General features: G+C 54.7%; 16 protein-coding genes. 10 read left to right on the top strand and 6 right to left on the bottom strand.

Annotated elements, in window-relative coordinates; all coding sequences use genetic code 11:
• The first annotated feature begins 600 nt into the window (after nt 1-600).
• The 9 genes from rpmH to HV340_RS23150 all read left to right on the top strand — a co-directional run bounded on the left by rpmH (nt 601) and on the right by HV340_RS23150 (nt 8,120).
• On the top strand, nt 601-741 hold the full coding sequence (gene rpmH / locus HV340_RS23190; RefSeq protein WP_000831330.1) for a 50S ribosomal protein L34: 141 nt from the start codon (nt 601-603) through the stop codon (nt 739-741).
• Nucleotides 742-757: 16 nt separating this feature from the next.
• On the top strand, nt 758-1,117 hold the full coding sequence (rnpA, locus tag HV340_RS23185) for a ribonuclease P protein component (RefSeq protein ID WP_014172301.1): 360 nt from the start codon (nt 758-760) through the stop codon (nt 1,115-1,117).
• On the top strand, nt 1,081-1,338 hold the full coding sequence (gene yidD / locus HV340_RS23180) for a membrane protein insertion efficiency factor YidD (protein ID WP_001307474.1): 258 nt from the start codon (nt 1,081-1,083) through the stop codon (nt 1,336-1,338). Before rnpA ends, yidD begins: the two co-directional genes overlap by 37 nt.
• 2 nt (nt 1,339-1,340) lie before the next feature.
• Complete coding sequence (gene yidC / locus HV340_RS23175) at nt 1,341-2,984, top strand: membrane protein insertase YidC (protein WP_014172300.1); 1,644 nt, start codon at nt 1,341-1,343, stop codon at nt 2,982-2,984.
• Between the two features lie 72 nt (nt 2,985-3,056).
• Nucleotides 3,057-4,421, top strand: coding sequence for a tRNA uridine-5-carboxymethylaminomethyl(34) synthesis GTPase MnmE (gene mnmE, locus HV340_RS23170; protein WP_014172299.1), 1,365 nt, complete (start codon nt 3,057-3,059; stop codon nt 4,419-4,421).
• A gap of 111 nt (nt 4,422-4,532) precedes the next feature.
• Nucleotides 4,533-5,708, top strand: coding sequence for an MFS transporter (locus HV340_RS23165; RefSeq protein ID WP_020882757.1), 1,176 nt, complete (start codon nt 4,533-4,535; stop codon nt 5,706-5,708).
• A complete protein-coding gene (yidZ, locus tag HV340_RS23160) occupies nt 5,677-6,648 on the top strand; it encodes an HTH-type transcriptional regulator YidZ (RefSeq protein WP_040018322.1) in 972 nt (323 codons plus the stop codon). The genes HV340_RS23165 and yidZ overlap by 32 nt, the downstream gene beginning before the upstream one ends.
• A gap of 122 nt (nt 6,649-6,770) precedes the next feature.
• Entirely contained in the window at nt 6,771-7,517 is a 747-nt protein-coding gene (locus HV340_RS23155; RefSeq protein ID WP_014172296.1) for a hypothetical protein, read from the top strand.
• A gap of 36 nt (nt 7,518-7,553) precedes the next feature.
• The gene (locus HV340_RS23150; RefSeq protein ID WP_020882759.1) at nt 7,554-8,120 is read left to right on the top strand and encodes an NADPH-dependent FMN reductase; all 567 of its coding nucleotides are present in this window, start codon (nt 7,554-7,556) and stop codon (nt 8,118-8,120) included.
• Between the two features lie 87 nt (nt 8,121-8,207).
• Here the strand turns inward: HV340_RS23150 and HV340_RS23145 are convergent, their stop codons facing one another.
• Nucleotides 8,208-9,545, bottom strand: coding sequence for an NCS2 family permease (locus HV340_RS23145; RefSeq protein ID WP_138614807.1), 1,338 nt, complete (start codon nt 9,543-9,545; stop codon nt 8,208-8,210).
• A gap of 166 nt (nt 9,546-9,711) precedes the next feature.
• Here HV340_RS23145 and yieH point away from each other — a divergent pair, with 166 nt between their 5' ends.
• On the top strand, nt 9,712-10,377 hold the full coding sequence (gene yieH, locus HV340_RS23140) for a 6-phosphogluconate phosphatase (protein WP_014172293.1): 666 nt from the start codon (nt 9,712-9,714) through the stop codon (nt 10,375-10,377).
• Nucleotides 10,378-10,461: 84 nt separating this feature from the next.
• Here the strand turns inward: yieH and phoU are convergent, their stop codons facing one another.
• The 5 genes from phoU to pstS form a co-directional block, all read right to left on the bottom strand.
• Nucleotides 10,462-11,187 (bottom strand): phosphate signaling complex protein PhoU, encoded by a 726-nt coding sequence (gene phoU, locus HV340_RS23135; protein ID WP_008500182.1) that lies wholly within the window; start codon nt 11,185-11,187, stop codon nt 10,462-10,464.
• A 14-nt stretch (nt 11,188-11,201) separates the two neighbouring features.
• Nucleotides 11,202-11,975: a phosphate ABC transporter ATP-binding protein PstB gene (gene pstB / locus HV340_RS23130; protein ID WP_014172291.1), complete on the bottom strand. Its 774-nt coding sequence runs from the start codon at nt 11,973-11,975 to the stop codon at nt 11,202-11,204.
• A 47-nt stretch (nt 11,976-12,022) separates the two neighbouring features.
• The gene (gene pstA / locus HV340_RS23125; protein ID WP_014172289.1) at nt 12,023-12,913 is read right to left on the bottom strand and encodes a phosphate ABC transporter permease PstA; all 891 of its coding nucleotides are present in this window, start codon (nt 12,911-12,913) and stop codon (nt 12,023-12,025) included.
• The gene (gene pstC, locus HV340_RS23120; RefSeq protein WP_014172288.1) at nt 12,913-13,872 is read right to left on the bottom strand and encodes a phosphate ABC transporter permease PstC; all 960 of its coding nucleotides are present in this window, start codon (nt 13,870-13,872) and stop codon (nt 12,913-12,915) included. The genes pstA and pstC overlap by 1 nt, the downstream gene beginning before the upstream one ends.
• Nucleotides 13,873-13,952: 80 nt before the next feature.
• Nucleotides 13,953-14,993 carry a phosphate ABC transporter substrate-binding protein PstS gene (pstS, locus tag HV340_RS23115; protein WP_059305815.1) on the bottom strand — a complete coding sequence of 347 codons (1,041 nt, stop codon included), beginning with the start codon at nt 14,991-14,993 and terminating at the stop codon, nt 13,953-13,955.
• Nucleotides 14,994-15,116: the final 123 nt, after the last annotated feature.

The raw sequence follows: 15,116 nt of genomic DNA, 5'->3' as shown, positions 1-15,116 counted from the left end.
GGCTGACTCCACTCGAACAATAAAAGAAAACTATTGAATATTCATGATTGTTGGCGCACATCGACATGACCCTGTGCAAAAGGGTGATGTGCGAACCGCTATCTGCGGTTATACCCGGCCAGGATCGCTGGATCCCGATCGGGACCGCGGATCATAGCCTAAACTGAGCCAGAGATCTTCTGTTTCTCACAGATTCTTCCCGATTTATCCACAGGAAGATCGGAAACCGGGTAAGTGTAAACGATCCTGGGGCGAGTACCCTACGATTTAGCCCGCATATTGGAAAAATTAATGAGCACAGACAATTTCTTGCTTAAATGATCTAACGAAGATCCGGGACGATCCTTGCGCTTTGTTTGGGAGGCCGTATAATCCTCGACCCGGCGCGTGGTGCTCATCTTCCTGCGTCGTCCGTTGCTCATTTTCCACGCGAAAACGTGCGGAAATACGCGGGAAATAAGGAAAGAGAATTGACTCCGGAGTGTACAATTATTACAATCCGGCCTCTTTAATCACCCACGCTGAGGCGTTAGTCGTTCGAAACTCGTTCGGGTATACGCAAAAGTCAGTGAATTTATTCAAGTTTAGGTAGAAATCGCCATGAAACGCACTTTTCAACCGTCTGTACTGAAGCGCAACCGTTCTCACGGCTTCCGTGCTCGTATGGCTACTAAAAATGGTCGTCAGGTTCTGGCACGTCGTCGTGCTAAAGGCCGCGCTCGTCTGACCGTTTCCAAGTAATAAAGCTAACCCCTGAGTGGTTAAGCTAGCATTTCCCAGGGAGTTACGTTTGTTAACTCCCACTCATTTCACTTTCGTCTTCCAGCAGCCACAACGGGCTGGCACGCCGCAAATCACCATCCTCGGCCGCCTGAATTCGCTGGGGCATCCCCGCATCGGTCTTACTGTCGCCAAGAAAAACGTTAAGCGTGCGCATGAACGCAATCGGATTAAACGTCTGACGCGTGAAAGCTTCCGTTTACGTCAACACGAACTGCCTTCAATGGATTTCGTGGTGGTGGCTAAAAAAGGGGTTGCCGACCTCGATAACCGTGCTCTCTCGGAAGCGTTGGAAAAATTATGGCGCCGCCATTGTCGCCTGGCTCGCGGGTCCTGATAGCCCTCATTCGGGTCTATCAACGCCTGATTAGTCCGCTACTCGGGCCGCACTGCCGTTTCACGCCAACATGCTCAAGCTACGGAATTGAGGCATTGCGCAGGTTTGGAGTGATAAAAGGCAGTTGGTTGACGGTGAAACGCGTATTAAAATGCCACCCTTTACACCCAGGTGGAGACGATCCCGTCCCGCCAGGACCCTTTGATACCAGAGAACACTAACGATGGATTCGCAACGCAATCTTCTTATCATCGCTTTGTTGTTCGTGTCTTTCATGATCTGGCAGGCATGGGAGCAGGATAAAAATCCTCAACCCCAGCAGCAGACCACGCAGACTACGACCACCGCAGCGGGTAGCGCCGCCGACCAGGGCGTACCGGCCAGTGGCCAGGGGAAACAGATTACGGTTAAGACCGATGTGCTTGAGCTGACTATCAACACCCGTGGTGGTGATGTTGAGCAGGCGCTGCTGTTGACCTACCCAAAAGAGCTGAAGTCTAACGAACCGTTCCAGTTACTGGAAACCACGCCTGAGTTTATCTACCAGGCCCAGAGCGGCCTGACCGGTCGTGATGGCCCGGATAACCCGGCTAACGGTGCGCGTCCACTGTACAACGTCGAGAAAGAGACCTTCGTACTGGCTGATGGTCAGAACGAAATCGCTATCCCGATGACCTACACCGACGCCGCGGGCAACACCTTCACCAAAACCTTCACCCTGAAACGCGGTGAATATGCGGTGAACGTGGGCTACAGCGTTCAGAACACCGGTGCGAAACCGCTGGAACTGTCGACCTTTGGTCAGCTGAAGCAGTCCATCAATCTGCCGTCTCACCGTGACACCGGAAGCAGCAACTTTGCGCTGCATACCTTCCGTGGCGCGGCGTACTCCACGCCTGATGCGAAGTACGAGAAATACAAATTCGACACCATTGCCGATAACGAAAACCTGAACGTCAGCGCTAAAGGCGGTTGGGTGGCAATGCTGCAGCAGTATTTCGCCACTGCGTGGGTGCCAACGAACGACGGTACTAACAACTTCTATACCGCGAACCTGGGTAACGGTCTTGCAGCCATTGGCTACAAATCTCAGCCGGTTCTGGTACAGCCGGGTCAAACCGGTAAGCTGGCAAGCACCCTGTGGGTCGGTCCGGAAATCCAGGACAAAATGGCTGCCGTTGCGCCGCACCTGGATCTGACCGTGGACTACGGCTGGTTGTGGTTCATCTCTCAGCCGCTGTTTAAGCTGCTGAAGTTCATCCACAGCTTCCTGGGTAACTGGGGCTTCTCCATCATCGTTATCACCTTCATCGTACGTGGCATCATGTACCCGCTGACTAAAGCGCAGTACACCTCCATGGCGAAGATGCGTATGCTGCAGCCTAAGATTCAGGCAATGCGTGAGCGTCTGGGCGATGACAAACAGCGTCAGAGCCAGGAGATGATGGCCCTGTATAAAGCAGAGAAAGTGAACCCACTGGGTGGTTGCTTCCCGCTGCTGATTCAGATGCCAATCTTCCTTGCTCTGTACTACATGCTGATGGGTTCCGTTGAGCTGCGCCACGCGCCGTTCGCCCTGTGGATCCATGACCTGTCTGCACAGGACCCGTACTACATCCTGCCGATCCTGATGGGCGTAACGATGTTCTTCATCCAGAAGATGTCGCCGACCACCGTGACCGACCCGATGCAGCAGAAGATCATGACCTTTATGCCGGTCATCTTCACCGTGTTCTTCCTGTGGTTCCCGTCAGGTCTGGTGCTGTACTATATCGTCAGCAACCTGGTGACCATTATCCAGCAGCAGCTGATTTACCGTGGTCTGGAAAAACGTGGCCTGCATAGCCGCGAAAAGAAAAAGTCCTGATTCGGTAAGTTAACGCTAAAATAAGGGCGGTCGATTGACCGCCTTTTTTATTTGTATTGAACGAGACCAACCATGAGCCATAACGACACTATCGTCGCCCAGGCAACCCCACCGGGACGCGGTGGTGTAGGCATTCTGCGTATCTCCGGCCTGAAGGCCCGCGAGGTCGCCGAAGCGGTGCTGGGTAAACTGCCAAAGCCGCGCTACGCTGATTATCTGCCGTTTAAAGACACTGACGGCACGCCGCTGGACCAGGGCATTGCGCTGTGGTTCCCGGGCCCGAACTCCTTTACCGGAGAAGACGTGCTGGAGCTGCAGGGCCACGGTGGCCCGGTCATCCTCGACCTGCTGTTAAAACGCATTCTGACGCTGCCGGGCCTGCGCATTGCAAAGCCAGGTGAGTTCTCCGAGCGTGCCTTCCTGAACGACAAGCTCGACCTCGCACAGGCAGAAGCAATTGCTGACCTGATCGACGCCAGCTCCGAGCAGGCAGCCCGCTCCGCACTGAACTCGCTTCAGGGCGCATTCTCGGCGCGCGTGAATCATCTTGTGGAAGCACTTACTCACCTGCGTATCTATGTCGAAGCGGCTATCGATTTCCCGGATGAGGAGATCGACTTCCTCTCAGACGGTAAAATTGAAGCTCAGCTCAATAGCGTGATGGCCGATCTCGACGCGGTGCGTGCCGAAGCACGTCAGGGTAGCCTGCTGCGCGAGGGGATGAAGGTCGTGATTGCGGGCCGCCCTAACGCCGGTAAATCGAGCCTGCTCAACGCCCTGGCGGGCCGTGAAGCGGCGATCGTCACCGACATCGCCGGTACCACCCGTGACGTGCTGCGTGAGCATATTCATATCGACGGTATGCCGCTGCACATCATCGACACGGCAGGTCTTCGCGACGCCAGTGACGAAGTAGAGCGCATCGGTATCGAACGTGCCTGGCAAGAGATTGAGCAGGCTGACCGCGTGCTGTTTATGGTGGACGGTACCACGACCGATGCCGTTGATCCGGCGGACATCTGGCCAGACTTTATTGCCCGCCTGCCGGCAAAACTGCCGATCACCGTGGTGCGTAACAAAGCGGATGTGACCGGCGAAACGCTGGGTATTAGTGAAGTGAATGGCCACTCACTTATTCGCCTGTCGGCCCGTACCGGTGAAGGCGTTGACGACCTGCGCAACCATCTCAAACAGAGCATGGGCTTTGATACCAGTATGGAAGGCGGCTTCCTTGCGCGCCGTCGTCACCTTCAGGCGCTGGAAGACGCGGCACGCCACCTCGATCAGGGGAAAGCGCAGCTGCTTGGCGCATGGGCGGGTGAACTGCTGGCTGAAGAGCTGCGTCTGGCGCAGCAAAATCTGAGTGAGATAACCGGCGAATTTACCTCGGACGATCTGCTGGGACGGATTTTCTCGAGCTTCTGTATTGGCAAATAATTACCGCTGATTAAAGGTGATTTCCTCCCCGGAAATCACCTTTGTCCAAATGGCAACTCGCCTAATCCCTTTTATCCCCCTATTCTGCTTGCCTGCATCTATGGGGGGTTTATGGCTCGTTTTCTGTTTTGTAGTTTTGCGCTGGTTCTGCTTTATCCATCGGGTATTGATATGTATCTGGTGGGACTGCCGCACATTGCCCGCGATCTGGGTGCCAGCGAGGCGCAGCTGCATATTGCGTTTTCGGCCTATCTCGCCGGGATGGCATCATCGATGGTATTTGCCGGGAAAATCGCGGACAAAGCGGGTCGTCAGCCCGTGGCCATTACCTGTGCCATCATCTTCGCGCTGGCGTCAATGCTCTGCTCCCTGGCCCAGGACAGTACCCTGTTCCTGACAGGACGCTTTATCCAGGGGATAGGTGCCGGTGGCTGTTATGTGGTGGCCTTCGCCATCCTGCGCGATACCTTAAGCGCCCAGCGCCGTGCCAAAGTGCTTTCCATGCTCAACGGTATTACCTGCATCATTCCGGTGATGGCGCCGGTGGTGGGCTATCTGATCATGCTGAAATTCCCGTGGCAGAGCCTGTTCTGGACGATGGCGGCCATGGGTGCGCTGGTCTTTATCCTCTCGATCACGGTGCTGAAAGAGACCCATCCAGGCTCGCAAAACGCAGGCCATACGGCAACCCTTCATCCGGCCGAGACGCTGCTAAACCGCTTTTTCCTGAGTCGCCTGGCCATTACCACACTGAGCGTGGCAGTGATCCTGACGTATGTAAACGTTTCCCCGGTGTTGCTGATGGAGACCATGGGGTTTGATCGCGGTGAGTATTCCACCGTGATGGCACTTACCGCGATGGTCAGTATGGCCGTCTCGTTCTCGACGCCGTTCGCACTGAATATCTTCCGTCAGCGCACGCTCATGCTAACCTCGCAGGTGCTGTTCCTCGCTGCGGGGGGGATTCTGGCGACCACCAGCACACATGCGCTGATGCTGGTAGGGATTACGCTGATTTGCGCCGGCTTCTCCGTCGGCTTTGGCGTGGCGATGAGTCAGGCACTTGGCCCGTTCTCGCTGCGCGCGGGTGTGGCAAGCTCGGTGCTGGGTATTGCACAGGTCTGCGGTTCGTCGCTGTGGATATGGCTGGCGGCGGTCATCGGCCTTAATGCGCTCAATATGCTGATCGGGATTCTGATTGGTTGTAGCATGCTCTGCATCACCTTACTTATGGTCATCCAGCCCGCGGCCCATTATGAAGAAGCCAATCAGCAGTCTCGATCTTAACCTGTTGTTGTGCCTGCAGCTTTTGCTGCAGGAGCGCAGCGTAACCAAAGCCGCGAAACGGATGAACGTGACCCCGTCCGCGGTAAGTAAATCGCTGGCGAAACTGCGCGACTGGTTTGACGATCCGCTGTTTGTGAAAACACCGTTAGGCCTGCTGCCGACACCGCTGACGATGAGTCTGGAGCAGGATCTGGCCGACTGGATGCAGATTGGCAATCAGATCCTCGATAAATTCCATCATGACTCCCCGGGCGGGCTGACGTTCGTGCTGGCCGCGGAAACGCCTCTGATGCTGATCCGCTTTAATGCCCTGCTCGAGCAGGTCAATCAGCGCTATCCACAGGCCACGGTAAAGATGCGCCACTGGGATTACGACTCGGTGGATGCCATTACGCGCGGAGAAGTCGATCTTGGCTTCACGGGCCGTGAAACACATCCGCGCTCCCGCGAGCTGTTGAAGCTGATGCCGTGGTTTATCGACTACGAAATTCTGTTCAGCGACCGCCCCTGCGTCTATTTGCGCGAAGATCATCCGGCTCTTCAGGAAGAGTGGAACCTGGAGACTTTCCTGCGCTATCCGCATATCAGCATCTTCTGGGAGCGCAGCGACACCTGGGCGCTTGATGAGGTGCTCAGAGAGATGGGACGTGAGCGTAATATCGCCATGAGCCTGCCCGGTTTCGAACAGTCGATGTTTATGGCGGCGCAGCCAGGCCATAACTACATCGCCACGGCGCCACACTACTGCCATCACTATAATCAACTCCACCAGCGTAAGCTGATCGCCCTGCCCATTCCCATTGATGAAGCCCAGGCTGAAAAACTGACCGTTCCTTTCACGCTGATCTGGCATAAACGAAACAGCCATAATCCGAAAATCCTCTGGCTCCGTGAGACAATCAAAGCGCTATATGCCGCTCCAGCGCTTATTTTTGCCTAAGAAAATGTAAAGTTGGGTGCTCAGGCTTCTCTTACTCCCATTTACTGATTAAAACAGAAGGCAAGTTAAGCGATAATCATGTAACCGTTTAACCGAATACGACCATTATCAAGGAGCGAAAAATGGCAACGCACTTTGCAAGAGGGATACTGACAGAGGGACATCTCGTATCGGCCAGAATTTCATCCGCGTGTCACCAGGAAGCACGTAAACTGCCGGAGCATCGCCGGACGCGGTTTTTGGCATCCCGCGCGCTTCTCGCTGAGCTGATGTTCATGCTGTACGGCACCAGTGAACTGCCGGATATCCTCACCCAACCTGAAGGCCGCCCGGTCTTTGCCGACCCGGAGCTGCCGCGTTTCTCCATTGCCTATACGGGCAATATCATTGGCGTCGCGCTCACCACTGAAGGGGATTGCGGCCTGGACATGGAGCTTCAGCACGCAACCCGCGGCTTCCACGGCGCGAACCCGCACGATGACTACCCGCTTTCCAGCAATGAAAAGCTGTGGGTGCGTAACCAGAACGATCCCATCGAGGCCAGAGCTCAGCTCATTACCTTACGCCAGAGCATTCGAAAGCTCTGTGGCTGTGCATCAGACGACGCCAGCCTGCTGCAATTGCTTCCCGGCTCCGGACGTCTGCGTTCCGCTAAAGCCACGCTGGTAGAGGCGCTCAGCGATGCCGAAGACGTACTGATTTGGTCCATCGCGGTGACCCCCGCCATCGAACGATTGAAAATCTGGGAATTTGACAGTCAACACGGATGGAGTAGCCTTCCGGATGTGCCCGAGCGAGCCAACGAACCCGCCGCACGCCTGATGAGATTAACCAGTTTACCGGCAGAAAAAGCATATACCCTTAGCTGATCCATTCAGGGTCATCATGATGAAACAGGAGTAATCATGTCTGATACGTTGAAAGTTGTTACGTTACTGGGAAGCCTGCGCAAAGGTTCATTTAACGGGATGGTTGCCCGCACGCTGCCTCAGCTGGCACCGGCAGGTATGGACATTAGCGCCCTGCCATCGATTGGCGACATTCCGCTTTACGACGCGGATGTGCAGCAGGAAGAAGGGTTTCCACAGAGCGTAGAAGCGCTTGCAGAGCAGATCCGCCAGGCCGACGGCGTGGTGATTGTTACGCCTGAATATAACTACTCCGTCCCGGGTGGCCTGAAGAACGCCATTGACTGGTTATCCCGTCTCCCGGAGCAACCGCTGTCGGGTAAACCGGTGCTGATCCAGACCAGCTCTATGGGCGCGATTGGCGGGGCACGCTGCCAGTACCATCTGCGTCAGATCCTGGTCTTCCTGGATGCGATGGTAATGAACAAACCGGAATTTATGGGGGGCGTGATTCAGAACAAGGTCGACCCGCAGACGGGTGAAGTGGTGGATCAAAGTACGCGTGACCATCTTTCTGGCCAGCTCACCGCGTTTGGTGATTATATTAAGCGAGTGAAAGCTTAAACGTAGCCTGACACCCTCACTCTGGCCCTCTCCCACAGGGAGAGGGCGCAAACACAAAAGCCCTTTTCGTCGAAAAGGGCTTTCTGTTTATTTGGCATCAATAAAAACAATCTTCAGCACAAACAGCAGCGCCACAATGATGACGCACGGGCTGAGGTCGCGGAAGCGACCGGTACCAATCTTCATGACGCAGTAGGAGATAAAGCCCAGCGCGATACCTTCAGTGATCGAGAAGCTAAACGGCATCATCACCGCGGTAATAAACGCAGGCACCGCTTCGGTTAAATCATCCCACTTCACGCGCGACAGGCTGGAGGTCATTAACACCCCCACGTAGATCAGCGCGCCGGCTGCCGCATACGGAGGCACCATGCCCGCCAGCGGCGACAGGAAGATCACCAGCAGGAACAGGATACCCACCACAACAGCCGTCAGACCGGTACGGCCACCCACAGAGACACCTGAAGAGGATTCAATGTAAGCGGTAACAGACGATGTACCGATAAACGCGCCGGTGACAGAGGAGACACTGTCAACGAACAGCGCCTGCTTCATGCGAGGGAATTTCCCATTCTCATCCGCCAGGCCGGCTTTGTCGGTCACGCCAATCAGCGTACCGGAGGAGTCAAACAGGTTAACCAGCATGAAGGAGAAAATCACGCCCGCCAGACCCAGGTTCAGGGAGCCTGCCAGATCGACGTGCCCAATGACGGTAGATACGCTCGGTGGCGCGGAGACAATCCCTTTGTACTGCACATCGCCCAGCATCCAGCCCAGCAGCGTGGTGACCACGATAGAAACCAGCACGGCCGCATGAATATTGCGCGAAGCCAGGATAGCGATGATAAAGAAGCCCAGCACGCCCAGCAGCACGTTGTGCGAGGTCAGGTGACCGATGCTCACCAGCGTGTCCGGGTTAGCCACGATAACGCCTGCGTTTTTCAGACCCATCATGCCGATAAACAGACCAATACCGCTGGTAATGCCCACGCGCAGGCTCACCGGAATATTGGCTATCATCCAGTAACGTACGCGGAAAATGGTCAGCAACAGCAGGCCAACCGCGCCCCAGAAGATAGCACCCATGCCGACCTGCCATGGCAGACCCATCGCCTGGACGACCACGAACGCGAAGAAAGCGTTCAGACCCATTGCCGGGGCCAGCGCCACGGGCAGGTTAGCGAACACACCCATCAGGATACTGCCCAGCGCAGCGATCAGACAGGTGGTCACGAAGACGGCGCTGGTGTCCATGCCAGCAACGCCCAGAATTTGTGGGTTAACAAAAACGATATAGACCATCGTCAGGAAGGTGGTGAAACCGGCGATCACTTCGGTGCGTGCCGTTGTGCCGTGCTCACGCAGTTTAAACACGCGCTCAAGCAGACCCTGACCAGATGTCTGGGTAGTGTGTTGTTGACTCATCATCAATTTCCGAACAAGGAGGGAAAATTCGTCGCTATCCTATACCAAAATGCGACAATAGTGGCGGTTACGAGAGACATTTTTTCATTGATTTTGCTTATACGGCAACGATTGCGTCTCATTAAACTGCCGTACGTAAACGTTAAACTTGTAAAAAGGGAAAGGCATGTCCGGAATTGAAGCGGTATTTTTCGACTGCGACGGTACGCTGGTCGACAGTGAGGTCATTTGTTCCCGCGCGTATGTGACCATGTTCAGGGAATTTGGCATTACGCTGGATCTCGAAGAGGTGTTTAAACGCTTTAAGGGCGTGAAGCTCTACGAGATCATCGACATCATTAACGAAGAGCACGGTGTGGATCTGGCGAAAGCAGATCTGGAGCCGGTCTACCGCGCCGAGGTCGCACGCCTCTTCGACTCCGAGCTGGAGGTCATTGCCGGGGCGAATGCGCTTCTGGATGCGATGACGGTGCCCATCTGCGTGGTCTCGAACGGTCCGGTCAGCAAAATGCAGCACTCGCTGGGTAAGCTTGAAATGTTGCACCACTTCCCGGAAAAACTGTTCAGCGGCTACGATATCCAGCGCTGGAAGCCAGACCCGGCGTTGATGTTCCATGCAGCAAAAGCGATGAACGTTAACGTGGCGAACTGCATTCTGGTGGATGACTCTTCTGCGGGAGCGCAGTCGGGGATTGATGCGGGTATGGAGGTGTTTTACTTCTGCGCCGATCCGCACAACAAACCGATCGATCATCCAAAAGTGACGACCTTCACCGATCTGGCGCAGCTGCCAGAATTGTGGAAGGCTCGCGGGTGGAATATTACTCGCTAAAAAAAGCCGGATAGCGCTGACGCTTATCCGGCCTATAAGGTTCGCAGGCCCGGTAAGCGCAGCAGCACCGGGCATGTTAGCGCATCACTCTTTCGGATCTTTACCCGCCAGCAGCTTGTCCAGCTCATCGCCGCCAACGTGACGGAAATCCTGTCCTTTCACGAAGTAGAAGATGTATTCGCAAATGTTCTGGCAACGGTCACCGATACGCTCGATTGAGCGCGCGCAGAACAGCGCGGTCAGGACGCTTGGGATCGTACGGGAGTCTTCCATCATGTAGGTCATCAGCTGACGCACGATGCCTTCATACTCCTGGTCGACCTTTTTGTCTTCACGGTAGATACGTACCGCTTCGTCCAGATCCATTCGCGCAAAGGCATCCAGTACGTCATGCAGCATCTGCACGGTATGACGACCCAGCGACTCGAGGCTCACCAGCAGTGGCTGGTGCTGCTGAGAGAATTTCTCCAGCGCGGTGCGGCAGATTTTATCCGCAACGTCACCAATACGCTCCAGCTCGGCGATGGTTTTGATGATCGCCATAACCAGACGCAGGTCGCTCGCCGTTGGCTGACGCTTGGCGATAATACGCACGCAGGCTTCATCAATGGCGACTTCCATCATATTGACGTTTTTATCACCTTCGATAACGCGCTTCGCCAGCTCGCTGTCCTGGTTGTGCATCGCGGTAATGGCATCGGAAAGCTGCTGCTCAACCATGCCACCCATGGTCATCACCTGAGTGCGAATACTTTCCAGCTCTGCGTTGAACTGGCCTGAAATGTGTTTGTTAAGATTGAGATTGTCCATAGCGCGCTCCTGAATCAACCGTAACGACCGGTGATATAGTCTTCTGTTTGCTTTTTAGCGGGCTTGGTGAACAGATCGTCCGTATTACTGAACTCAATCAACTCGCCCAGGTACATAAACGCCGTGTAATCGGAACAACGCGCAGCCTGCTGCATGTTGTGGGTCACGATAACCACGGTGTAATCCTGCTTCAGCTCGGTGATCAACTCTTCAATACGGCCGGTTGAGATCGGGTCCAGAGCTGAACACGGCTCATCCAGCAACAACACTTCCGGGCGAATGGCGATACCACGCGCAATGCACAGACGCTGCTGCTGACCACCGGAGAGAGAGTAACCGCTCTGGTGCAACTTATCTTTGGTTTCGTTCCATAATGCGGCCTTGGTCAAAGCCCACTGAACGCGCTCATCCATATCCGTACGGGAGAGCTTTTCAAACAGACGTACGCCAAAGGCGATGTTGTCATAGATGGACATCGGGAACGGCGTCGGTTTCTGGAACACCATCCCAACTTTCGCACGCAGCAGGGCGATATCCTGGCTGTTGGTCAGAATGTTATCGCCGTCCAGGATGATTTCACCTTCGGCACGCTGCTCCGGATAGAGCGAATACATTTTGTTAAAGGTACGCAGTAGCGTGGATTTACCACAGCCAGACGGACCGATAAATGCCGTGACCTGGTTCCTGGCGATATCCAGGTTGATGTTCTTCAGGGCATGGAATTTGCCGTAGTAGAAGTTCAAATCACGAACCTGAATCTTACCCGGGGCAGTATCAACCATACTCATTGACTCATTTCCTCATTCGGCGCCGCGATCTGCCGCGCCGTAAAAATTTAACCGTGTTTCTGCTTCGCGAAAATGACGCGCGCCAGAATGTTCAGCAACAGTACGCAAAGGGTAATGATCAGCACCCCGGCCCAGGCCAGCTGCTGCCATTCCGCGAATGGGCTCATCGCAAATTTAAAAATCGTCACCGGCAGGTTGGCGATCGGCTGCATCATGTCCGTACTCCAGAACTGGTTGGAGAGGGCAGTAAACAGCAGCGGTGCCGTTTCGCCTGCAATACGGGCAATGGCCAGCAGGATACCGGTCATGATCCCCGATACGGAGGCTTTCAGCGTAATCGCGGAGATCATTTTCCACTTCGGCGTGCCCAGCGCGTAAGCCGCTTCACGCAGGCTATCCGGCACCAGTTTCAGCATGTTCTCGGTGGTACGAATGACGATAGGTACCTGCAGCAACGCCAGCGCAATCACACCTGCCCAGCCGGAGAAGTGTTCCATTTGCGCCACCACAATGGTGTAAACAAACAGACCGACCACGATAGACGGCGCAGACAGCAGGATGTCGTTAATGAAACGAATCACCTCTGCCAGCCAGGATTTACGCCCGTACTCCGCCAGATAAATCCCCGCCATAATGCCAAGCGGCGTACCAACTACCGTCGCCCAGAGGATCAGCAAACCGCTTCCCGCCAGGGCATTCGCCAGGCCGCCGCCCGCCGTATTTGGCGGCGGCGTCATCTCGGTGAACAGTGACAGCGACATCCCGTCGATGCCGCGCACAACGGTCGAGAACAGGATCCAGACCAGCCAGAACAGACCGAACGCCATCGTTGCCATTGAGAGCGTCAACGCAACGCGGTTTTTGAAACGACGCTTCGCCTGCATTTTGCGACGGGATTCCGCCAGCGCAGTGGTGCTTTGCATTTCGAGAGTTGCCATTAGCGTGCCCCCTCATTTTTTGCGAGACGCAGGATCATCAGCTTGGAGATCGCCAGCACAATGAAGGTAATCACAAACAGGATCAGGCCCAGTTCCATCAGCGCCGCGACGTGCAGTCCGGATTCCGCTTCGGCAAATTCATTCGCCAGTGCGGAAGTAATACTGTTACCCGGCATGTAGAGGGAGGCGCTATCGAGCTGGTAGGTGTTACCGATAATAAAGGTCACCGCCATGGTTTCACCCAAAGCACGGCCTAACCCCAGCATGACGCCGCCAATCACCCCATTTTTGGTGAACGGAAGGACGATGCGCCAGATAACTTCCCAGGTGGTGCAGCCGATGCCGTAGGCCGACTCTTTCATCATCACCGGCGTTTGTTCGAAGACATCGCGCATTACCGCCGCAATGTACGGAATAATCATAATGGCGAGGATCACCCCCGCAGCCAGAATACCGATACCGAAAGCCGGGCCAGAGAACAGGGTACCGACAAACGGAATGGCGGAGAGAACATTCCCCACCGGTTCCTGGAAGTACGTTGCGAACAGGGGAGCAAAGATAAACAGGCCCCACATGCCGTACACGATACTTGGAATAGCGGCCAGCAGTTCAATGGCGATACCCAGTGGACGACGCAGCCAGCCCGGCGCCAGTTCCGTCAGGAACAGGGCAATACCAAAGCTCACCGGCACCGCAATCAGCAGGGCGATAAACGACGTCACCAGCGTGCCGTAAATCGGCACCAGCGCACCGTAGATATCGTTCGGCGCATCCCACTCTTTGGTCCACAGGAAGGAGAAACCGAATTTCTGGATGCTCGGCCAGGAGGAGAAAATCAGGGACACGATAATGCCGCCCAGCAGCAATAGCACAATCAGCGCAGCCAGTTTGACCAGCGCGCTGAAAATCATGTCACCTTTTTTACCCGGAGGGTTAAATGCAGGCTTTGTTGCAGCCATAAATCACTCTTCTGTTAAACGCGTTTACGAAATCGGCGGGTAGCGCGAGCGCCACCCGCCATTTTCGTCAGAATACTAAATTAATACAATGCTTTACCGCTGCTGTCTTTCACGTTGGTTTTCCATGCAGCGCGAATCTGCTCAACCACGTTGTCCGGCAGGGTGGCGTAATCCAGCGCGTTAGCCTGTTTGCCGCCGTTTTTGTACGCCCAGTCAAAGAACTTCAACACTTCAGCGCCCTGCTCAGGTTTCTTCTGCTCTTTGTGAACCAGAATGAAGGTGGTAGAGGTGATTGGCCACGCACCTTCGCCTTTCTGGTTAGTCAGATCCTGAGCGAAGGATTTGCTCCAGTCAGCGCCTTTTGCAGCGTTAGCAAAGTTCTCTTCAGTCGGGCTGACTGGCTTGCCATCGGCAGAAACCAGTTTGGTGTAGGACAGGTTGTTCTGCTTAGCATACGCATACTCTACATAGCCGATAGAACCAGGCAGACGCTGTACGAACGCGGCGATACCGTCGTTGCCTTTACCACCCAGACCGGTTGGCCAGTTAACGGTAGAGCCGGAACCGACTTTAGATTTCCACTCTTCGTTCACTTTCGCCAGGTAGCTGGTGAAAACGAAAGAGGTACCGGAACCATCTGCACGACGAACCACTGCGATGTTCTGCGAAGGCAGTTTGACACCCGGGTTCAGTTTGGTGATGGCTTCGTCATCCCATTTTTTGATTTTACCGAGGTAGATGTCACCCAGGGTTTTGCCGTCCAGGACCAGCTCGCCTGATTTCAGGCCTGGAATGTTAACGGCCAGCACAACACCACCGATAACGGTCGGGAACTGAAACAGGCCTTCCTGCGCCAGTTTGTCATCAGACAGTGGAGCGTCTGATGCGCCGAAATCAACGGTATTCGCGGTAATTTGTTTTACGCCACCGGAGGAGCCGATACCCTGATAGTTAACCTTGTTACCGGTTTCTTTCTGGTAGGTATCCGCCCATTTGGCATACACCGGCGCAGGGAAGGTTGCACCAGCGCCAGTCAGGCTTGCTTCTGCAAATACAGAGAACGCGCTCAGAGATAAGGTCGCGGCGACAACAGTTGCGACAGTGGTACGCATAACTTTCATAATGTCTCCTGCAAGATTTTCGTAAATCGTTGTTTAGTGGCTACGATGAGCAAAATAGGACAAACAGGTGACAGATAAATGTACGAATTATGACAGTTTTATGACAATGAAAATTTAGCTTAA

The sequence above is a fragment of the Enterobacter sp. RHBSTW-00975 genome, from assembly GCF_013615235.1.
Taxonomy (GTDB): Bacteria; Pseudomonadota; Gammaproteobacteria; order Enterobacterales; family Enterobacteriaceae; genus Enterobacter; species Enterobacter ludwigii.
This window is presented reverse-complemented; position numbering and strand designations above follow the sequence as displayed.